Origin of the sequence: Aeromonas sp. FDAARGOS 1406 (assembly GCF_019048565.1) — a bacterium.
Taxonomy (GTDB): domain Bacteria; phylum Pseudomonadota; class Gammaproteobacteria; order Enterobacterales; family Aeromonadaceae; genus Aeromonas; species Aeromonas caviae.
On record NZ_CP077378.1, the window covers coordinates 1,152,511 to 1,172,950 of the forward strand.

The 20,440-nt window shown below is 62.1% G+C and carries 20 protein-coding genes; 12 read left to right on the top strand and 8 right to left on the bottom strand.

The window, feature by feature from the left end:
* The first annotated feature begins 23 nt into the window (after positions 1 to 23).
* The 5 genes from I6L36_RS05230 to hdfR all read left to right on the top strand — a co-directional run bounded on the left by I6L36_RS05230 (position 24) and on the right by hdfR (position 4,145).
* Complete coding sequence (locus I6L36_RS05230) at positions 24 to 1,391, top strand: DUF1566 domain-containing protein (RefSeq protein WP_201920313.1); 1,368 nt, start codon at positions 24 to 26, stop codon at positions 1,389 to 1,391.
* Complete coding sequence (locus I6L36_RS05235) at positions 1,388 to 1,945, top strand: DUF1566 domain-containing protein (RefSeq protein WP_109112655.1); 558 nt, start codon at positions 1,388 to 1,390, stop codon at positions 1,943 to 1,945. Before I6L36_RS05230 ends, I6L36_RS05235 begins: the two co-directional genes overlap by 4 nt.
* Positions 1,946 to 2,139: 194 nt before the next feature.
* Positions 2,140 to 2,622: a serine protease inhibitor ecotin gene (gene eco / locus I6L36_RS05240; protein ID WP_010674240.1), complete on the top strand. Its 483-nt coding sequence runs from the start codon at positions 2,140 to 2,142 to the stop codon at positions 2,620 to 2,622.
* 291 nt (positions 2,623 to 2,913) lie between these two features.
* On the top strand, positions 2,914 to 3,270 hold the full coding sequence (locus tag I6L36_RS05245) for a DUF413 domain-containing protein (RefSeq protein WP_010674239.1): 357 nt from the start codon (positions 2,914 to 2,916) through the stop codon (positions 3,268 to 3,270).
* Positions 3,270 to 4,145: an HTH-type transcriptional regulator HdfR gene (gene hdfR / locus I6L36_RS05250; protein WP_039038620.1), complete on the top strand. Its 876-nt coding sequence runs from the start codon at positions 3,270 to 3,272 to the stop codon at positions 4,143 to 4,145. Before I6L36_RS05245 ends, hdfR begins: the two co-directional genes overlap by 1 nt.
* A gap of 114 nt (positions 4,146 to 4,259) precedes the next feature.
* Here hdfR and tyrA read toward each other — a convergent pair whose 3' ends face one another.
* The 6 genes from tyrA to glpT all read right to left on the bottom strand — a co-directional run bounded on the left by tyrA (position 4,260) and on the right by glpT (position 12,297).
* On the bottom strand, positions 4,260 to 5,399 hold the full coding sequence (gene tyrA, locus I6L36_RS05255) for a bifunctional chorismate mutase/prephenate dehydrogenase (RefSeq protein ID WP_039038619.1): 1,140 nt from the start codon (positions 5,397 to 5,399) through the stop codon (positions 4,260 to 4,262).
* Positions 5,400 to 5,517: 118 nt separating this feature from the next.
* Positions 5,518 to 6,591 carry a 3-deoxy-7-phosphoheptulonate synthase gene (locus tag I6L36_RS05260; protein ID WP_010674236.1) on the bottom strand — a complete coding sequence of 358 codons (1,074 nt, stop codon included), beginning with the start codon at positions 6,589 to 6,591 and terminating at the stop codon, positions 5,518 to 5,520.
* Positions 6,592 to 6,959: 368 nt separating this feature from the next.
* A complete protein-coding gene (gene glpQ / locus I6L36_RS05265) occupies positions 6,960 to 8,042 on the bottom strand; it encodes a glycerophosphodiester phosphodiesterase (RefSeq protein WP_109112656.1) in 1,083 nt (360 codons plus the stop codon).
* A 102-nt stretch (positions 8,043 to 8,144) separates the two neighbouring features.
* Positions 8,145 to 9,632, bottom strand: coding sequence for a glycerol-3-phosphate dehydrogenase (glpD, locus tag I6L36_RS05270; protein WP_109112657.1), 1,488 nt, complete (start codon positions 9,630 to 9,632; stop codon positions 8,145 to 8,147).
* Between the two features lie 449 nt (positions 9,633 to 10,081).
* Positions 10,082 to 10,840, bottom strand: coding sequence for a DeoR/GlpR family transcriptional regulator (locus tag I6L36_RS05275; RefSeq protein ID WP_010674233.1), 759 nt, complete (start codon positions 10,838 to 10,840; stop codon positions 10,082 to 10,084).
* 101 nt (positions 10,841 to 10,941) lie between these two features.
* A complete protein-coding gene (gene glpT / locus I6L36_RS05280; protein ID WP_041212777.1) occupies positions 10,942 to 12,297 on the bottom strand; it encodes a glycerol-3-phosphate transporter in 1,356 nt (451 codons plus the stop codon).
* A 490-nt stretch (positions 12,298 to 12,787) separates the two neighbouring features.
* On the opposite strand from glpT, the gene I6L36_RS05285 reads away from it, so the two are divergent.
* On the top strand, positions 12,788 to 13,636 hold the full coding sequence (locus tag I6L36_RS05285; protein WP_109112658.1) for an MIP/aquaporin family protein: 849 nt from the start codon (positions 12,788 to 12,790) through the stop codon (positions 13,634 to 13,636).
* Positions 13,637 to 13,690: 54 nt separating this feature from the next.
* Positions 13,691 to 15,193 (top strand): glycerol kinase GlpK, encoded by a 1,503-nt coding sequence (gene glpK, locus I6L36_RS05290; protein ID WP_010674229.1) that lies wholly within the window; start codon positions 13,691 to 13,693, stop codon positions 15,191 to 15,193.
* A gap of 176 nt (positions 15,194 to 15,369) precedes the next feature.
* On the opposite strand, the gene I6L36_RS05295 is transcribed toward glpK, so the two are convergent.
* A complete protein-coding gene (locus tag I6L36_RS05295) occupies positions 15,370 to 16,272 on the bottom strand; it encodes a LysR family transcriptional regulator (RefSeq protein ID WP_069652739.1) in 903 nt (300 codons plus the stop codon).
* Between the two features lie 168 nt (positions 16,273 to 16,440).
* Here I6L36_RS05295 and I6L36_RS05300 point away from each other — a divergent pair, with 168 nt between their 5' ends.
* From I6L36_RS05300 to I6L36_RS05320, 5 genes are all read left to right on the top strand, one after another.
* On the top strand, positions 16,441 to 16,815 hold the full coding sequence (locus I6L36_RS05300) for a DUF6404 family protein (protein ID WP_109112898.1): 375 nt from the start codon (positions 16,441 to 16,443) through the stop codon (positions 16,813 to 16,815).
* Positions 16,816 to 16,846: 31 nt separating this feature from the next.
* The gene (locus I6L36_RS05305; protein ID WP_109112899.1) at positions 16,847 to 17,212 is read left to right on the top strand and encodes a VOC family protein; all 366 of its coding nucleotides are present in this window, start codon (positions 16,847 to 16,849) and stop codon (positions 17,210 to 17,212) included.
* Positions 17,213 to 17,366: 154 nt separating this feature from the next.
* On the top strand, positions 17,367 to 17,657 hold the full coding sequence (locus I6L36_RS05310) for a putative quinol monooxygenase (RefSeq protein ID WP_041212774.1): 291 nt from the start codon (positions 17,367 to 17,369) through the stop codon (positions 17,655 to 17,657).
* 67 nt (positions 17,658 to 17,724) lie between these two features.
* Positions 17,725 to 18,528, top strand: coding sequence for a 2,5-didehydrogluconate reductase DkgB (gene dkgB / locus I6L36_RS05315; RefSeq protein WP_109112900.1), 804 nt, complete (start codon positions 17,725 to 17,727; stop codon positions 18,526 to 18,528).
* A gap of 551 nt (positions 18,529 to 19,079) precedes the next feature.
* On the top strand, positions 19,080 to 20,249 hold the full coding sequence (locus tag I6L36_RS05320; RefSeq protein WP_042865230.1) for an MFS transporter: 1,170 nt from the start codon (positions 19,080 to 19,082) through the stop codon (positions 20,247 to 20,249).
* A 63-nt stretch (positions 20,250 to 20,312) separates the two neighbouring features.
* On the opposite strand, the gene I6L36_RS05325 is transcribed toward I6L36_RS05320, so the two are convergent.
* Complete coding sequence (locus I6L36_RS05325; protein WP_010674207.1) at positions 20,313 to 20,426, bottom strand: CydX/CbdX family cytochrome bd oxidase small subunit; 114 nt, start codon at positions 20,424 to 20,426, stop codon at positions 20,313 to 20,315.
* Positions 20,427 to 20,440: the final 14 nt, after the last annotated feature.

Below are 20,440 nucleotides of genomic sequence, written 5' to 3' on the forward strand. Positions count from 1 at the left end.
CAAGGCCCCTCCAAGGACACACCATGACCATGAGAATAACCCCGATCGTCTACCTGCTGGCCCCCCTGCTCAGCGCCTGTGGCGGCGGTTCGGACGAGGCCCCCCTGACCGCGCCGGACTACCGCCTGACGGTCAGCCTGCCCGCTGCGGGCACCCTGTGCATCAACCTGAACCAGAACGACGGCTGCGAAGCCAATGAGCCCGCCGTCAGCGGCAAGGCCGGTGCCCACTCCCTGACCCGGCGCCACCCTGATCTGCTCACCACTCCCCTGCTGTTCATTCCGGCGGATCCCGCCGCCCTGCCCCTGGCCCACCCGGCGGCGCGCCAGGACAACCAGCACCTCACCCCCAGCCCCCTCAGCACCCTGCTGCAGACGCGTATCTCGGACGGGCTGCCACCGGCTCAGGCCCTGACGGACGTACTGCTCGCCCTGGCCCCCCTTCACCCCGGCCCAGATCTGGCGGCACTGGCGCAGCTGGGCGACTTCAACCGCGCCCTCGCCGAGCTGGCCCTCGCCGCCTTCGATGACGAGGCCACCCTGCCCGCCTTAGCCGCCAGCGAACGCCGCCAGCAGATCTGGCAAGGCCTTGTCACCTTTCTGCCCGAGCTCGCCCGGCACTTTGCCGCCAGCCCCGAGCTACTGAGCCAGCAGGCCAGACTCACCGCCGTGCTGATGCAGCAGCAACCCCGGGCGTTGGTGACCGCAGGTGGCGTCACCACCTACACGGACGGGGTGGATTACCTGCTCACCCAGGAGCCTGCCGATCACCCGGGCCAGGAGGCGGGCCTGGGCCAGGCGCCCCTGCGCTATCGCAAGCTGGACGGCAAGGGGCAGCCCCTGGCGGACAATGCAGTCGAGTGGGAGTGCGTGGAGGATCTCAATACCGGCCTCGTCTGGGAGAAGAAGCTGGCGGATCCGGACAGTCCGCGGGATCTGCACCGCACCTTCGCCTGGGAGTTCGACAACTATCACCCGACCCAGGAGGAGCGGGATTACGCCTGCCCCGAAGGGGAGGCCATCTGCACCACGGAGCAGTACCGTCAGTGGCTCAATGCACAGCAACTGTGCGGCATCACCCACTGGCGCCTGCCCCACGCCCGTGAGCTGATGAGTTTGCAGCACTACGGATCCCTCGCCCGCCAGGATGGCCAGCTCGTCACCCTGGATGTGCGCTACTTCCCCGATGTCGGTACCACCACCACAGACTTCAGCGGCTACTACTGGAGCCAGACCCTGACCCCGTCCCGCCGGCTGGAGAGCGCGCCTCTGAGCGCCATCGCCCACATCTTCCTCGGCGAGGACGCCGGTGCCGACTATCCCACCCCAGTTCAAAACAGCAATGACGCCAACGGTCTGCAACTGCGCCTGGTGGCCGAGGTAACCCGATGAACAAGTATCTTCTGACCCTGCTGCTCACCCTGTGCAGCCCCCTGGCACTGGCCATCGCCATCTGCGACGACGCCCTGCCCCGTACCAGCCCCACCGCCCGTTTCCAGGATCACGGCAACGGCACCGTCACCGACAGGGGCACCGGTCTGACCTGGATGCGCTGCCAGCTCGGCCAGACCTGGCGCAACCAGAGCTGCGAGGGGGAACCCACCCACCTCTACTGGCAACAGGCACTGCAGACGGCGGAACGGATCCGCACCGAACCTAGCCATGCCCTGTATGGCTTTGGTGGTCATCACGACTGGCGCCTGCCCACCATCAAGGAGCTCGCCAGCATTCTGGAGTCCGCCTGTTACAAACCGGCATTGAACGAAACCATCTTCCCCCGCGCCATGGCTGGGGATGGCAAGGAGGTGAACGACGGCTATGTCTATCTCTGGTCTTCTACCCCGGTGCCGGCCCTTCAGGGCGTCGCTTACCTGGACATCACCAGCGGCTCCGTCGCCCAACGCGCCCCCCGCTCTTGGGCGAAACAGGTTCTGCTGGTGAGGTGACAGCCTGGCCATGGGGGCCACCCGGCCCCCTGTTTGACACGAGGCAAGAAGCGCCAGGGTGACCCTGGCCGTCAAAAAAGCATCAAATTGCGTCATGTGATGCCTGTTCAGGGCGGTTTTGCACGCCGCAGCGCTGGCATGAAACCGGCAGAGCGGTTAGTCTAGCGGCGTTGAACCAATCCCAAGAGGTACAGATGAAAACCGTGTTGCGTTTTAGCCTGCTGGGCGCCTTGTTATTGGGTGGCCATGCCTTCGCCGCCGAACCGAAAAAATTTGATATCAGCATGTTCCCCGCCGCCGAAGTGAACCAGGAACGTGTCGTGATCCGTCTGCCGGAAGTCGAGAACGAAGCCGACATGATGGTCGAGCTGCAAGTCGGCAAGAAGATGCTGGTCGACTGCAACCTGCCCCGCTTCGCGGGCAATCTGGAACAGCACAGCGTCAAGGGCTGGGGTTACAACTACCTGACTCTGGGCCAGGTCACCGGCCCCGTCAGCACCCTGATGGCCTGCCCGGACGGCCAGAAGAAGGAGAGTTTCGTCCAGATCTACGGTCAGGGCTTCTTCGTGAACTACAACTCCAAGCTGCCCTTCGTCATCTATGTGCCCCAGGAGTACGAGGTGCGCTATCGTCTGTGGCGTGCCGACAACCTGGCACAGCCAGCCATGATTGAGTGAGTGCCGCGCACTCGGGTTCAGCTCAGTCATGATGACAAAAAGGCGCCATACGGCGCCTTATTTTTAGCTTCCGAGCCCGTTTTTGAGCGGTTTTTCCTGTACAAAATCTGACATAACTCCACTATTTTTCAGGCTTTTTTGTGCAGCGCACCGCAAAATGCCCCCTCGGGATGCAACAAACCCTGTTCGATAAAAGATATTTATTAACATAGTAAGAAAATTGATTTTGCACTCTGCGACGGCCTGATGATACTTGCCCGCAAAGGTCAAACTAACCAGAACAAGAGCACTATGAGCTTCGAATCAGACAAGCGTTTCAACGACTTCAAACATTTTCCCCGTGGCCTGCGTCGCAGTGGCGAATTCACCGTGGCCGAAGCGGACAGTCTGGAAAAATATGGCACCGTGATGCTGGCGCTCTATCAGGGCAACCTGGCCCCGCGCGATGACGTAGAAAGTGCCTTTATCGAACAGGTCAAATCCGGCGCAGCCGGCAACAACCCCCACGCCAAGGTGTGGTTCAAATACCTGAAGGTGATTGGTCCCAAGCGCGTGCACCGTCTGTGCACCGTCGCAGGCGGCGCCAATGAAGATGCGGGTGGCAGCTTTGAAGGCGGCGGTGGCGGCAGCGACGAGTCCCTCGATTAATGGATACCGAGCTGCTTCGGACCTTCATCGAGGTCAGCAAGACCCGGCACTTTGGCCGGGCGGCTGAAAATCTCTACCTGACCCAGTCGGCGGTGAGCTTCCGGATCCGCCAGCTCGAGCAGCAACTCGGGGTCAGCCTGTTTGCCCGTCATCGCAACAACATCCGCCTGACTGCCTCCGGTGAGCGTCTGCTGCCCTACGCAGACGCCATTCTGCATACTTTGGGGCGCGCCAAGCAGGACGTGGCCCTCTCCCCCGGTTTCAGCCAGCAGCTTGCCATCGGCGCCCCCGCCGTCTTCTGGGAGCTCGACTTCAACGACTGGCTGAACCATGTCTATGCCCTGGCCCCCGGCCTCGCGGTGCGCCTCGAAACGGCCTCCCGCGAGCACCTCTGTCGCCAGTTGCTGGAGCGCTCCCTCGATCTCGCCCTGCTCTCCGAGCCGACCAAGATCGACGAGATTGCCCTGCACCCCATCGGCGAGCTGGTGTTCGAACTGGTGAGCCGGGAGCCGGCCGCAAACGCCGACAGCCTGATGCAGATGCCCCACATTCATCTCGACTGGGGCACCAGCTTCGAACCGCCATCGAGCCGATTGCAGAGCCTGCAGAAGACCCCGGTGCTGCATTCGAGCTCCGCCAGCATGGCCCTGCAATTCGTACTGGCCAACGGCGGCGCCGCCTACCTGCCAAGGCGCATGGTGAGCCCCTTCCTGGAGCAGGGGCAGCTTCATCTGGTGGAAGGGGGCCAATCCCTGAGCCGCCCGCTCTACCTCGCCTATCTGGAGAAATCCGACCGCCGGGAGCTGATCGATCAGCTGCTCACCCTGCCGCTGGGCTGGCATGACGCCGACTTGCGTCAACCGCCTGCCGAATGAAACAGGGCGATTTAACGCCCAGACCTGTGTTTTCATCTACCGTAGTTATCGGTGCAGCACAAACAACATGAAAAAGGGGCCATCAGGCCCCTTTTGTATGGATGTCTTTGTGCATCAGCCGTGATGACGACGATCGTTGGCCTGCGCCAGCAGGGTGCGGCTCTCGCGCAGGAACTCCTCCGCCCGCTCGCCGAAGAAGCCGGAAACCTGGCTGAAGGCCTCGATGAAGCCCTCCCTGTCTCCCCGCTCTAGCAACCCAAGCGCCTCGCCGAAGTTCTGGTAGTAGCGGCGGATCATCGCGAGGTTCTGGGGCGACGACAATATGATGTCGGCGTAGAGATGGGGATCCTGGGCAAACAGCCGTCCCACCATGGCCAGCTCCAGCCGGTAGATGGGAGAGCTTAAGGCAAGCAGGCGGTCGATGTTGGCCTGCTCGCGGGAGAGGTGCCAGCCGTAGGCGAAGGTGGCAAAGTGGCGCAGCGCCTGAATAAAGGTCATCGCCTCGTCGTGGGCCCTGGCCTCCACCTGCTGCAAACGCGCCCCCCAGATGGTCATCTGCTCCAGCAGCCACTGGCTGGCGGCGGGCTCACGCCCCTGACAGCAGACGATCACCTGCTTGGCGAGGCTCGCCACGTCCGGCCCGAACATGGGGTGCAGCCCCAGCACCGGCCCCTGGTGTACCGCCAGCATATGGGCAAGCGGTTCACTCTTGACGCTGGTCACGTCCACCAGCAGGCAGTCCGCCGGCAGGTTGCCGAGCCGGTCGATCACCTGGCAGGTGACGTCGATGGGCACCGCCACCATCACCAGCCCGGCGCCGTGCAGGATCTCGTCGGCGCGCGGCCAATCGGCCTGACCCAGGGTTTCGACCCGGTAGCCCGAGAGGCTGAACAGGTTGCCGAACAGGCGGCCAAGCTGCCCCTGGCCACCGATGATCACCACCTTGCCGAGCTCAGGCTTCATGCACTTGAAGTGGTGCTCCTTGTCGCTGGCGGACTCCAGAATATAGGACTCGCGCATCACCCGGCGCAGCACGTCCTCGATAAGGTCCCCTGGCACCCCCAGTACCTCGGCCTCGGCGCGGCGGCGGGCCAGCATGCTCGCCTCCCGATCCGGTGCATAGATGGGCAGGCCGTGCCGGCTCTTCACTTCCCCCACTTCCCCCACCAGGGCGAGACGGGCAGCCAGCAGATCAATCAGCTGCTTGTCCACCGCATCTATCTTGTCCCTGAGGGCATTCAACTCTTCCGCCATGTCCAGTCCCTGCTGGCGCCGCCCGCAGCGACGCCCTGTCATTCAAGAGGCAACAAGGTATCACTGCGTGGGCAGTGATACCTCGATGGTTCAATCAGTTACAACAAGATACCACGGCTTATGCCGATGTTCTGGCCAAAAGTGGTGCCGCCAGCTGGCTGTGGCAGCGGGCCAGCAGCGCATCCGTGGTCTCCCAGTCGATGCAGGCATCGGTGATGGAGACGCCGTAGCGCATCTCGCACTTGGGCTGCTCGCTGGACTGGTTGCCTTCGAACAGGTTGGATTCGAGCATCACCCCGATGATGGAGCGGTTGCCTTCCTGGATCTGGTGAATGACGTTGTCGGCCACCTTGGGCTGCAGCCGGTGATCCTTGCTGGAGTTGCCGTGGCTGCAATCCACCACCAGACCGGGCAGCAGGCCCGCCTTCTCCAGCGCCTCTTCCGCCAGCGACACATTGACCGAGTCGTAGTTCGGGTGCTTGCCGCCACGCAGGATCACGTGACCATCCGGGTTGCCCTGGGTCTGCAGCAGCGCGACCTGACCCTGCTGGTTGATCCCCATGAAAGCGTGGGGGCTGGAGGCCGCCTGCAGCGCATTGATGGCGGTGCCCAGGTTGCCGTCGGTGCCGTTCTTGAAGCCGACCGGCATGGAGAGGCCGGAGGCCATCTCCCTGTGGGTCTGGGATTCGGTGGTGCGGGCACCGATGGCCGACCAGGAGAAGAGCTCCGCCAGGTATTGCGGGCTGATGGGGTCGAGCGCCTCGGTGGCCAGGGGCAACTCCAGCTCGGCCAGCCAGCAGAGCAGCTCGCGGGCGCGGTGCAGACCCAGCTCCACGTCAAAGGTGCCGTCCAGGTTCGGATCGTTGATAAAGCCCTTCCAGCCGACCGTGGTGCGCGGCTTCTCAAAGTAGACCCGCATGACAATGTAGAGAGAGTCCTGATAGGCGTCATGCAGCGCTTTGAGTCTGGTTGCGTACTCTTTGGCAGCGTCCATGTCGTGGATGGAGCAGGGACCACAGATCACCAGCAGGCGGTGATCGCGACGGTGGATGATGTCGGCGATGGTATTGCGGGCCCCTTGCACGAATGCCAGCGCGCGATCGGAGATGGGCAGTTTCTCCTTGAGCTGGGCAGGCGTGATCATCACTTGTTCGGACTGGATATGGATGTTGTTCAGGGGATCTCTTTGCATTTTCTCATTCTCTCTACTGTTTCAAGCCAAGGGCGCTGACCGTTCACTTATATTTACACAAGTCAGCACTTTGTTACGCAACCGCCCCCACCTTACCAAGGAAAAACAAACAATCAAGTGAAACTAGCGTCTTTGCGCGCTGATAGATGGATAAATGACCAATAATGCAGGGTAAGACAACTCAAAAGTAGCGACTCGCGGGGCCAAACCAGCATCAAATCGTAAACATTTAATTACACCAATCCATTTCAATATCATCTCTCTGCCCCCTCTCATGACCCCTTATCCGGCCCCTCATCCCGGCGATGACGCCGGGCACAAAAAAGCGGGGCACCTGGCCCCGCTTGCATTCCCGTGTTGCTCTTCTTTTATTCTTTGCCGTGGGCCTTGATAGCCTCGACCGCCTTGTCGGGGAAGTCGCTGAATACCCCATCCACATCGGCCTGGTATAGGAAGATGTTGAGCAGGTCGGTGAAGTCTTTCGCATAGGCCGGGATCTGCCCCTCATCCTGACGGAAGGTATAAGGATGCACCTTGAGACCGGCCGCGTGGGCCTCTTTCACCATGCCGGTGAAGACCGGCTTGCCGGGAGTGCCCGGCTCGGTCACCACCATGGGTTTCCAGGGACCGATTCCCTCGGCATAGGTGGCGATGGTCTTCATGGCCCCCGGCTTGAACATCCAGTCGTAGTCATAGGGGGTCGCCTTGCCCTTGGCGTCGTAGACCATGGTCTCGTTCCAGTCGGTCTCGGCCATCAGCTGCACCAACTTCAAGTCCATACCCATGGCGGGCATCAGTTCGCCGTTGATGCGCTTGAGCTCGTTGGCATCGAAACACTGCAGATAGACCTTGTCGTTCTTGCTGGTGTAGCCGTACTCCTTCAGTACCTTGAGCACCGCCCTGGAGATGTCCTTGCCCTCGTGGCGGAACAGCCAGGGAGCCTTGATCTCCGGGTAGATACCGATGTGCTTGCCGGTGCTCTTGTTGAGCCCCTGGATCATCTCGATCTCTTCCTGGAAGGTGTGGATCCTGAAGCTCGACTTCCACAACGGGAAGCGCGCCGGATAGACCGGCACCTGCTTGCCGTCCACCAGCTGGAACGGCTCGGTCATGCGCAGGGAGCGCACCTCGTCCAGGGTGAAATCCACCACATAGTAGCGTCCGTCCGGGCGGGCCCGGCCGGGGAAGCGCTCGGCCACGTCCGTGATGCCATCGAGGAAGTGATCGTGCATCACCACCAGCTGATCATCCTTGGTCATCACCAGGTCCTGCTCCAGATAGTCGGCCCCCATGCCATAGGCCAGGGCCTTGGACTCCAGGGTGTGTTCCGGCAGGTAACCGGAGGCGCCACGGTGGGCGATCACGATTTTGCCTTCGTCGGCCGCCAGTGCGGGCAGCGCCAGGGCAGCCCCGAGGCCAAGGGCTATCAGGGTACGGTGAGGTTGCTTCATCAAGAGATCTCGTTGTTATGGTGTGTAGGATGCAGGTAATTGTTATAGCAGGGGTTTATTGCAGTTTGACGGCGGGCGGCAAAGGCCGCCCGCCATGGGTCATCAGCAGGCTTCGGGCAGGGCGTGGTGGTGCTCGAGCAGCCAGGCACCGAGCTGCTGCTGTTCGGATTCCGACAGGCGCAGCCCCAGCTTGCTGCGGCGCCACAGGATGTCCTCCAGAGAGTGAGCCCATTCGCGCGCGATGAGATAGCGCACTTCGGATTCATACAGCCCGGCGCCAAAGTGCTGGCCGCGCTCCTCCTTCAGCCAGAGGCGGGCATGAGCGCCATAGGCTTCGGCGATGCGCAGGGCGCTGCGATCGTCGAGCCAGTCGAATTCCAGCGCAAAGGCACGCGCCAGTTCACGCACCGAGCAGTCGAACTCGCCACCGGGCAACCGGCTGTTGGCGGTCCAGTCCTCTCCCATCTGGCTGAACCAGGGCTTGAGCTTGTTGCAGGCGGCCTGGGCCAGCTTGCGGTAGGTGGTGAGCTTGCCGCCAAACACCGACAAGAGCGGCGCGCCGTCGGATTCACCACTGAGCTCGAGCGTGTAGTCCCGGGTCACCGCCTGGGGTGAATCGGACTCGTCGTCACACAGGGGGCGCACCCCGGCATAGGTCCACACCACGTCTGCCGGGCTTATCTGCCTGGTGAAGTGGGCATTGACCACCTTGCACAGGTAGTTGATCTCGGCATCGCTGATCTTGGCTTCCCGCGGGCTGCCCTTGTGCTCCACGTCCGTGGTGCCGATGAGGGAATAGTCCTGCTGGTAGGGGATGACGAAGACGATGCGGTTGTCCTCGTTTTGCAGGATGTAAGCCTCTTCGCGCTCATGGATGCGCGGCACTATCATGTGGCTCCCCTTGATGAGGCGAATGCCGCGGGGGGATTTCTCGCTCAGGCTCTCGTCATAGAAGGTCTTGACCCAGGGGCCCGCCGCATTGACCAGACCACGGCAGCTGACGGTGAACTGCTCGCCCCCTTCCCGCTCCAGCGTCAGGGTCCAGTGCTTGGATCCGCGCACCGCCTTAACGCAGCGGGTGCGGGTCTGCACGTCAGCGCCCTTGTCCCGCGCCAGCATGGCATTGAGCACCACCAGCCGGGCGTCGTCGACCCAGGCGTCCGAGTATTCAAAGCCCTTGTTGATGCCGCTCTTGAGACCGTCCTGCGGCAGGAAGCGCAGGCCGCAGCTCCCCTTGAGCTTGTCCCGCTTGGCCAGGTTGTCATAAAGGAAGAGACCGGCGCGGATCATCCAGGTCGGACGCAGGTGCGGGCGATGGGGCAGACGAAAACGCATGGGACGGGCGATGTGGGGAGCCATGCCAAGCAGCACCTCCCGCTCCGCCAGCGCCTCTTTCACCAGCCGGAATTCGTAATGTTCGAGGTAGCGCAGGCCGCCGTGGATCAGCTTGCTGGAGTTGGACGAGGTGGCAGAGGCGAGATCGCTCGCCTCGAACAGCGCCACCTTCAGCCCCCGCCCCGCCGCATCTGCCGCGATGCCGACCCCGTTGATGCCGCCGCCGACGACGACCAGATCATAATGTTCGCTCATGTTCACCTACTTTCTTATTTTGTGTTTGCCATGACAGCAATGTTTGATTTCGCTCATATTAGAACATGAAAAACCAATAAACGAACATTTCGTGAGAGAAATGTGATCGCGATTGTTTTCACAATGCTAAAAATGCTGCCAGTCGGTGACGGCCTGGCAAGGCTAAGGTCTGCCGGAAACAGCCATTTCGGGCAGGGAGGAGAACAAAGAGTCCCGGATGGGGGCGCCCATGAAGCAAGGTGATGAGCGCGATGGCGTGAATCCCTCGCAGGCGCCTGGCGTCGGTGCAAACCTGGCGCCAGAGTACGGGGGCAACATCAGGGGGTCAAAGAAGGTGTGTCAGCGCCAGGAACTGGCCGCTTAGGCGCCGCTAGGGAGACGCCGCAGGCCGGGAGGGGGCAGGAAAAAAGCGGCCGCCCCGAGGCGGCCTGATGCCTGTGCGGGGAAGCTCAGCAGATATGGCAGGCGATCTGATGCTGGGACATCAGTCGCATCAGCTTCTCCGGCGGCTCCTGATCCGTGAACAGGGCGTGGATCTGGTTGAGGTTGCCGAGGTTGACCATGGCGTTGCGGCCAAACTTGGTGTGGTCGGCGGCCAGGAACACCTGGCGGGAGTGGGCGATGATGGCCTGGGCGATCTTCACCTCGTGATAGTCGAAATCGAGCAGGGAGCCGTCGCTGTCGATGCCCGAGATGCCGATGACGCCGTAGTCCATGCGAAACTGGCCGATGAAGTCGCGGGTCGCCTCCCCGACAATGCCGCCATCCCGGTTGCGAATTTCGCCGCCGGCGATGATGACGGTGAAGTCATCCTTGGCGGTCAGGATGCTGGCGACGTTCAGGTTGTTGGTGACCACGCGCAGCTCCCGGTGGTCGAGCAGAGCCCGGGCGATGGCCTCGGTGGTGGTGCCGATGTCGATAAAGAGCGACGAGCCGTCGGGGATGTTGGCGGCCACTTCCCGGGCGATGCGCTCCTTCTCCTTGAGCTGCATCACCTTGCGGGCGCTGTAGGCGGTGTTGACGGTGCTCGAATGCAGTGAGGCCCCGCCGTGATGGCGCCGGATCTTGTTCTGTTCGGCGAGATCGTTCAGATCCCGGCGAATGGTCTGGGGGCTGACGTCAAAATGGGTCACCAGATCGTCGGTCGAGACGAAACCCTGCCGGGTCAGGACGTCCAGGATCTCCAGATGTCGTTGGGTTTGCTTCACGCTTGCACTCCGCAGATGAGACGAAAAAAGGCCCCGGCAGGTGCGGGGCCTTTGGCAGTGTACCTGATCCCTTTTCCAATCGATAAGGGCAGGATCACGTTTTATGCCTTATGGGCAGCCGCCTTGGCGGCAATCGACTCGTTCTCGTGCTTGAGGGTCATGGCCAGCAGGATGATGGAGAGCACGCAGGAGACGGTGAGCACCATAAAGCCGCCGTCCCAGCCGAAGTGGTCAACGGTGTAGCCCAGCATGGCGTTGGCCGCGACCGCGCCACCCAGATAACCGAACAGGCCGGTGAAGCCCGCCGCGGTACCGGCCGCCTTCTTCGGCGCCAGCTCCAGGGCGTAGAGACCGATCAGCATGACGGGGCCATAGATGAGGAAGCCGATGGCGACCAGGGCCATCATGTCGATGGTCGGGTTCCCCGCCGGGTTGAACCAGTAGACCAGCACGGAGAGGGTCACCAGCACCATGAACAGGATGCCTGCCGGGGCACGGCGGCCCTTGAACATCTTGTCGGAGATCCAGCCGCACAGCAGGGTGCCCGGGATCCCCGCCCACTCATAGAGGAAGTAGGCCCAGGAGGAGTGATCCACGCTGAAGTCCTTGGCCTCTTTCAGATAGGTGGGCGCCCAGTCCAGCACGCCGTAACGGATGAGGTAGACGAAGGCGTTGGCGATGGCGATATACCAGAGCAGCTTGTTGTGCAGCACGTACTTCATGAAGATCTCCTTGGCGGAGAACTCCTGCTCGTGGCTTTCGTTGTAATCCTTCGGGTAGTCGTTCTTGTACTCCTCGATGGGGGGCAGACCGACCGATTGCGGGGTATCGCGCATCACGAAGAAGGCAATCACCGCGATGGCCGCCGCCGCCGCCGCAGGCACATAGAAGGCGCTGCGCCAGTCGTTGAACCAGCCCATGCCGAGGATGAACAGGGGGCCTATCATGCCGCCGCCCACGTTGTGGGCCACGTTCCAGACCGAGACGATCTCACCCCGCTCCTTCTGTGACCACCAGTGCACCATGGTGCGGCCGCAGGGAGGCCAGCCCATGCCCTGTGCCCAGCCGTTCAGGAACAGGAGCACGAACATGATGCCAATGCTGGAGGTAGCCCAGTGCATGGTCCCCATCATGAACATGATGCCTGCCGAGAGCAGCAGACCGGCGGAGAGGAAGTAGCGCGCGTTGGATCTGTCCGACACGTTCCCCATCAGGAATTTGGAGAGACCGTAGGCGATGGAGACGCCGGAGAGGGCCAGACCCAGATCCCCGCGGGAGAAGCCCTGCTCGATGAGGTAGGGCATCGCCAGACTGAAGTTTTTCCGTACCAGGTAGTAACCCGCATACCCGAAGAAGATCCCGAAGAACACCTGCCAACGCATGCGTTTATAGAAGGGATCCACCTTGTCGGCCGGCAGCCGGTCGATATGGGGTGCAGGCCTGAAGAGACTAAGCATGTTCTGCTTCCTTTTATTGTTGTTCTGGGCGGTTGAGGACGCCCCGCTCATGCCAGCGATCAGACGCGTCTTGATTCGCAAGCGAGCCTATTGTGCTCATTTGTGAACATTTAATCTGTGATGAGCGCTAAATTATTGCAGTTTTATTACAAAAATTGTGACGCTGTGAGTGAACGCGCATCCAGGGTCAGCCCACGCATGGCGTGGCTTTTGGCTACTCACTAAGGAGTAATATGGCCGACAACTGTTGCTTTTCGTCACATTTTCTTAGCAATGAATGGGATCTTGCCCACATTTCCGGTGGCGGGGGGATGGTGAATTGACGCAGAAGGTTTATTTTCTCTCTCGTCCAAGAACGAGCGCAAACGAGCATAACGTTTGCGCAAGCTCAAAAAACAAGAAGAAACGTTTTCGGGCGCAATGAATGGGAATGAAAGATAACAAAACGGAACATCAAACCTACTGTGGGTGGATATAAGGAATAACAACTATGAGCATACAAAGACCCAATACCCTGCTTGGCGAGTGCCTCGCCGAGTTTATCGGCACCGGCCTGCTGATCTTCTTCGGCGTCGGCTGCGTGGCCGCCCTGGTGCTGGCTGGCGCCAACTTCGGGCAATGGGAAATCTCCATTACCTGGGGCCTGGGTGTCGCCATCGCCATCTATGTCACCGGTGGCATCTCCGGTGCCCACCTCAACCCTGCCGTGACCCTGGCACTGATGACCTTCTGCGGCTTTGACAAGCGCAAGGTGGTGCCCTTCATCATCGCCCAGATAGCCGGGGCATTCGCCTCCGCCGCCTTGGTCTACGCCCTCTACAGCAACCTGTTCACCCAGTGGGAGCTGACCCACAACGTGGTGCGCGGCAGCATCGAGAGCCTCGGCACCGCAGGCATCTTCTCCACCTACCCCAATGCCCTGCTCTCCAACATGCAGGCTTTCGCGGTCGAGATGGTGATCACCGCCGTCCTGATGCTGGGCATCATGGCACTGGGTGACAACAACAACGGCGCCCCCAAAGGCTTCGCCGCCGCCCTGCTCATCGGCATCCTGATCGCGGTGATCGGCGCCTCCCTCGGCCCCTTGACCGGCTTTGCCATGAACCCGGCCCGTGATTTCGGCCCCAAACTGTTCGCCTTCGTGGCTGGCTGGGGTGACGTGGCCCTGACCGGTGGTCGTGACAACCCCTACTTCTGGGTCCCCATCCTTGGCCCCATCGTCGGCGCCCAGATCGGTACCGCCCTGTATGTGAAAGTGCTGGCTCCCTGCGTCCCGGGCAACCGCGTCGCCACCGAAGAAGCCTCCAAGCTGTCTAACAAAGAAGAGGCCGCCGCCTGAGAGCGGCCCTCCCCAACGTGTAACAACGTGGAAAATAAAAACGTGGAGAACATCATGTCTGCTGAAAAGAAATTTGTCGTTGCGCTGGACCAGGGCACCACCTCTTCCCGTGCCATTGTCTTCGATCAGGACGCCAACATCGTCGCGACCTCCCAGCGCGAATTCACCCAGCACTACCCGAAAGCGGGCTGGGTCGAGCACGACCCCATGGAGATCTGGGCGACCCAGTCCTCCGTCTTCACCGAAGTGCTGGCCAAGAGCGGCCTGCACAGCGAGCAGATCGCCGCCATCGGCATCACCAACCAGCGTGAAACCACCGTCGTCTGGGAAAAGGCCACCGGCAAGCCCATCTACAACGCCATCGTCTGGCAGTGCCGCCGCACCGCGGCCATCTGTGAAGAACTCAAGGCACGGGGCCTGGAAGAGTATGTGCGCGAGAACACCGGCCTGGTGCTGGATGCCTACTTCTCCGGTACCAAGGTGAAGTGGATCCTGGACAACGTGGAAGGGGCCCGGGAGAAGGCAATGAACGGCGAGCTGCTGTTCGGCACCATCGACACCTGGCTGGTGTGGAAGATGACCAACGGCGAGGTGCACGTCACCGACCCGACCAACGCCTCGCGCACCATGCTCTACAACATCCGCGACCTGAAGTGGGATGAGCGCATGCTGGACGAGCTGGGCATCCCCGCCTCCATGCTGCCGCAAGTCAAACCCTCCTCCGAGGTCTATGGCTACACCACCCGTGGCGGCGGCGCCCGCATCCCCATCGCCGGTATCGCCGGTGACCAGCAGTCCGCCCTGTTCGGCCAGCTCTGCTTCGAAAAAGGGATGGCCAAGAACACCTACGGTACCGGCTGCTTCATGCTGATGAACACCGGCACCGAGCCGGTTCGCTCCAGCAACGGCCTGCTGACCACGGTCGCCATCGGCCCGAAAGGGGAAGTGAACTACGCACTGGAAGGGGCGGTCTTCATGGGTGGCGCCACCATCCAGTGGCTGCGCGATGAGCTCAAGATCATCCATGATGCCCGCGATACCGACTACTTCGCCTCCAAGGTGGGCGACACCAACGGCGTCTACCTGGTGCCGGCCTTCGTCGGTCTGGGCGCACCCTACTGGGATCCGTATGCTCGCGGCACCATGGTCGGCCTGACCCGTGGCGCCAACCGCAACCACATCATCCGTGCGGCGCTCGAATCCATCGCCTACCAGAGCCGCGACGTACTGGATGCCATGCAGCAGGACTCCGGCATCAAGCTGGCAGCCCTGAAGGTGGACGGCGGCGCCGTGGCCAACGACTTCCTGATGCAGTTCCAGGCTGACATGATGCACACCCCTGTGGTGCGTCCGACCCGTATCGAGACCACCGCCATGGGCGCCGCCTTCCTGGCCGGCCTCGCCGTGGGCTTCTGGAAGAGCTCCGAAGAGCTGGAAGACAAGTTCAGCGTGGACCGCGAGTTCATTCCGCAGATGGACCGCGACGATCGCGCCAAGCGCTACAGCGGCTGGAAGAAGGCGGTGGAACGTTCACGCCGCTGGGCCGAAGAGGAGTGATGGGGTAACCGACGCATCCTTGAGATGAAAAAAGCAAAGAGGCCGACAGCGATGTCGGCCTCTTTTATTGGCGCTCGCAAGCCCCTCGGCCCCCTCCCCTTGAGGAGTGGGAAAAGATGGCCCCTCCCTCTCGTGGAGGGGAAGGGCGGGAGGGGATTGGCCCTGTCGGAACACACCTAGAGCGCGTGGTTGCCGAGCTGCTCTTTCAGGAAATCGAGCCAGACCCGCAGCCGGATGTCCCGCTGGGCATCGGAGTAGAAGACCGCATGGATGGGGCGCGAGGCACCGCTGTTGCTGCGGGCCAGCACCTCCACCAGGGCGCCGCTCGCCCTGTCATCCCCCGTCATGAAGTCCGACAGGCAGACGATCCCCTGCCCCGCCAGCGCCAGCTGACGCAAGGTTTCCCCGCTGCTGGCCCGCAGGGTCGGGGTGATGGCGAACCTGTCCCCCTGCTCCTCGCTCAATAGGGGCCAATGATTGAGGTGATCGGGGTGCAAAAAACCGAGCAGCTCGTGGCCAGCCAGCAAGTCAGCCGGCTGGCGCGGGGTACCGCGTGCCTTCAGATAGTCGGGGGAGGCCAGCAGCCGCAGCCGCGAGCGGCCCAGCGGCAGGGCCCGCAGGGAGGAGTCCGTCAGCTCGCCGATGCGAATGGCCATGTCCACCCGCCGCTCCATCAGGTTGATGAAGCCCTCGGAGCTGTGCAGTTGCAGCTCGATGGCGGGGTAGCGGCGGCGAAACTCGCCGATGATGGGCACCAATCTATGCAGGATGAAGGGGGTGGCGGCGTCCACCCGCAATATGCCCTCCGGCTGCTCCCGGCGCATCAGCAGCAACCCTTCCGCCTCGCTCATCTCGGTCAGGATCTTCACCGCCCGCTGATAGAACCAGCTCCCCTCCTCGGTCAGGCTGACCCGGCGGGTGGTGCGGTTGAGGAGCACGGTGGCGAGCTTCTCTTCGAGACGCTTGATGCCGCGGCTCACCACGGAATTATCCATGCCGAGATTCTCCGCCGCCTGGCGAAAGCTGCCCGCCTCCACCACCGCCACAAACAGGGTCAATTCATCGGAATGGGTCTTCATTGTTGTCATCCTGGCAAGAGTAATGGGTCTTTATAGGTGCAATGGCCGGGAGTTGGCAAGACAGGCGTCGCTTCGTATCGTGACGCACCACCTGTTTTATCTGCGCCCTTGCCAGTACAATGCCGCCAACCGGCACCGTATGGCGCCACACTATGACAGGGACGATCCATGACATTCGACAACAGGCTGGCCGCCGCCCATCGGGAGCTGGCCGAGAAGGGCGTGCAAACGCTCAACTACAACCCGCCGATCATCTGGCTGCTGCGAAAGGCGGGGTTCACCATCAGGCCGCCCCACTACGAACGCTTTCTGATCAACGTTCTTGCCCTGGGACTCCCCATCGGCGCTATCTGGGGGGTGTTGATGTGGTGCCTCGGCTGGCAGGATGAGGTGAGCTCGGGGTTTGCCCTGCGCCAGAGCCTGCTGTTTGGCATCGGGCTCGGTCTGCTGATGGGGACCTGGTTCTGGTTTAGGCGCAAGCAGCTCAAGCTGACCCCCTGGGACGCCTTGCCGCACTCCACGATCCGCCCGCAAAAACGCTGACAACCGGAATAATCACCGACAAGGAGAGCCCATGACCAAGGCCCATGAAAAACTGAACTATGTGGAGTTTGCCGCCAGGGATCTTGCCGCCACCAAGGCCTTCTTCACCGCCGCCTTTGGCTGGCAGTTTGCCGACTACGGCCCCGATTATTGCGCCTTCGAGGGAGAAGGGCTGGATGGCGGCTTCTACCGCTCCGAACTGTGCAGCCAGAGTGCTCAGGGCGGGGCGCTCCTGGTGTTCTACAGCGCCGATATCGAGGCGACCCAGAGCAAGGTAGCCGGCGCAGGGGGCACCATAGTGCGCCCCCTGTTCGATTTTCCCGGTGGCCGCCGTTTCCACTTTGTCGAGCCCAGCGGCAATGAATTTGCGGTCTGGTCCGAACCGGCCAGCGCCTGATAATACTCCGCCCTCCCCCTGGCCCACCTGCACCACGACCAGCCATGGGGAGGCCACATTGCTGCACTCACCTCAATAGTGTTTTGCGACTGCTGCCCTGTATCCCCCAGTCTGGGGCGGGCATACTGACTCCCGTCTTAACGAGGAGGTTCAGATGCCATCCCCCCTGATTGTGATTGCCCAGCTTGACGCCAAACCCGAATTCGCCGCCCAGTTTCGAGCCGCCCTCGAGCCGCTGATCGCCGCGACCCTGCAAGAGCCAGGGTGCCTTCGCTACCAGTTGCATCAGAGCCTGGAGAGCCCCCATAGCTGGATGCTGTACGAGGAGTGGGAGAGTGAAGCCGCCCTGCTCGCCCACCAGCAGCAGCCCCACTACATCGCCTTTGCCAGCCTCGCCTCCCCCTGGTTTGCCAACCGGGTCGTGAGCCGCTACCGGCGCGCCTGACTGCCTCCGCCCTCGGCGCAGGCAAAGCCCATCATTTGAGCGTAGAAACACTAACCTGAGGAATTTGATGATGAAGATGCCCAACCTGGGTCTTGGAACCTTCCGCCTGAAAGATCAGCCACTTCGCGACTCCCTGCTCCAGGGGCTGGAACTTGGCTACCGCCATATCGACACCGCCCAGATCTATGACAACGAGGCCGAAGTCGGCCAGTTGATGAGCGAGAGTGGCGCGCCCCGCCAGGATATTTACCTGACCACCAAGGTGTGGACCAGCGAGTTCGGTCCGGGCAAGGTGATCCCGAGCCTGGAAGTGAGCCTGGAAAAACTCGGCACCGACTATCTGGATCTGGCGCTCATTCACTGGCCCTCCCCCCAGGATGAGGTGCCGATGGCGGTCTATCTGGAGCAGCTCGCCGAGGCCAAAGCCCGGGGCCTGACCCGGGAGATCGGGGTCTCCAACTTCACCGTGGCCCAGCTTAAAGAAGCCATCAAGATTTTGGGGCCGGGCGCCATCGCCCACCAGCAGGTGGAGATCCACCCCCTGCTGCAAAACCGCAAGGTGGTGGAGTTCTGCCAGGCCCACGGCATCGCCATCACCGCCTATATGCCACTCGCCTATGGCAAGGTGCTCACCGAGCCGCTCTTGATGGAGATCGGCAAGCGCCACGGCGTCTCGGCAGCCCAGGTGTCCCTGGCCTGGCTGCTGGCCCAGTGCATGACGGTGATCCCGAGCTCTACCAAACGGGAGAATCTGGCCGCCAACCTGGCTGCGCTGAAGGTGCAACTCAGTCGCGATGAGATGGCCGCCATCGCCACCCTGGATCGGGGTGAGCGCTGCGCCAACCCGGACTTTGCGCCGAATTGGGATTAAACCATGGCCTCTCGATTTGGCGGTGGATAGCGGCGACCCTCACGAACAGACTGCAACCACGGGCTATCCCCTCTCCCTATGGGAGAGGGTGAGGGCAGGCTCTTCTATTCAGGTCATCAGGCCTTCAACCAGATAGCCCCCTCATCCCCAGCCCTTCTCCCGCAAGGGGAGAAGGGAGCAAAGAAAACCCGACACCATCGACGAGAACCTGAGCGGGAGGCACTGTGCCTCCCGTTTTTTTGTCTCAATACCGGGCGCGACTGCCACCTTCCCTTGCCCTTTCCTCTTTGTGCCCCTGCCTTTTTGTCCCCAGCTTCCTCTATACGCCTTGCCTCTATACGCCTTGCCTCTACAGGCTTTGCCTCTGCATTCACTTGTGCTGCATGGCCGTGTGTGTCTCGCGGCCTCGCCCACTCCCGGAACCCCATTTCACGGCCCCATTGCTGCTGATTTGGCAAAAGTAATTTGACGTTGCCGTCATTTTTACCAACAAACACCCTCGGCATACTGGCGCCATTCTCCCGTCGGGAGTCCCAATCCAAGGAGTTGTTATGCCACTGGCGTTATTTGCCCTCACCTTAAGTGCCTTTGCCATAGGCACCACCGAATTCGTGATCGTGGGGCTCATCCCTACCATTGCCGAGCAGCTCAATGTCTCGCTCCCCTCGGCGGGCCTTCTGGTCAGCCTCTATGCCCTTGGCGTCGCCATCGGCGCCCCCGTGCTAACGGCGCTCACCGGCAAGCTGCCGCGCAAGTGGCTGCTGGTGGGGCTGATGGCCCTCTTCACCGTCGGCAACCTGCTGGCCTGGCAGGCCCCCGGGTACGAGAGCCTGATTGTGGCCCGCATCCTTACCGGGCTGGCCCACGGGGTCTTCTTCTCGGTAGGCAGCACCATCGCCACGGGTCTCGTGGCCAAAGAGAAGGCGGCCAGCGCCATCGCCATCATGTTCAGCGGCCTCACGGTCGCCCTGGTGACCGGCGTCCCGCTTGGCACCTGGATTGGTCAGGTCTTTGGCTGGCGCGAGACCTTCCTGGTGGTGAGCCTGCTCGGCCTCGTCGCCATGGTGGGCAGCATGCTGCTGGTACCGGGGAACCTGCCGAAGGGGGCCGCCTCCAGCGTTCGCGAGCAGCTCTCGGTGCTCACCAGGAAGCCCTTGCTGCTGGTCTATGCCAAGACGGCGCTCGGCTATGGCGGTGCCTTCACGGCGTTTACCTTCCTCGCCCCCATCCTGCAACAGGTGAGCGGCTTTAGCGCCGGCGCGGTGAGCCTCATTCTGCTGGTGTACGGGGTATCGGTCGCCGTCGGCAATATCTGGGGCGGCAAGCTCGCCGACCGGATGGGCCCATTGCCTGCGCTGAAGCTGCTGTTCGCCGGGCTCGCCGTGGTGCTGCTAGTGCTCACCTTCACCGCGCCGCACCCGGTGCTGGCGGTACTGACCGTGCTGGTGTGGGGCGCCTTCGCCTTTGGCAACGTGCCGGGTCTTCAGGTACTGGTGGTGAAACAGGCCGAGCGCCACACCCCCAATGCCGTGGATGTGGCCTCCGGCCTCAACATCGCCGCCTTCAACGTCGGCATTGCGCTGGGCTCCGTGGTCGGCGGTTTCGTGGTGGAGCACCTCGGCCTGATGCACACCCCCTGGATTGGCGCCCTCATCGTGCTGCTGGCCTACGGCCTCACCCATGTCAGCGAAGCGGGCGAGCGCCGCGCCGCCCTTGCCTGACCCCCGGGCAAGCAAAAGGCCGACATCCTGTGTCGGCCTTTTTTCATGGGCAAGATGCAAAGCTCAGGGCTCCTTGAGATCCTCATCGGCAGCCCAGCGCGCCTCCAGCCAGAGCAGGTTGACCAGCCCGCAGAGCAAGGCGAACCCCAGCCCCAGCAACCAGGTGAAATACCACATATCGCGTTGATCCT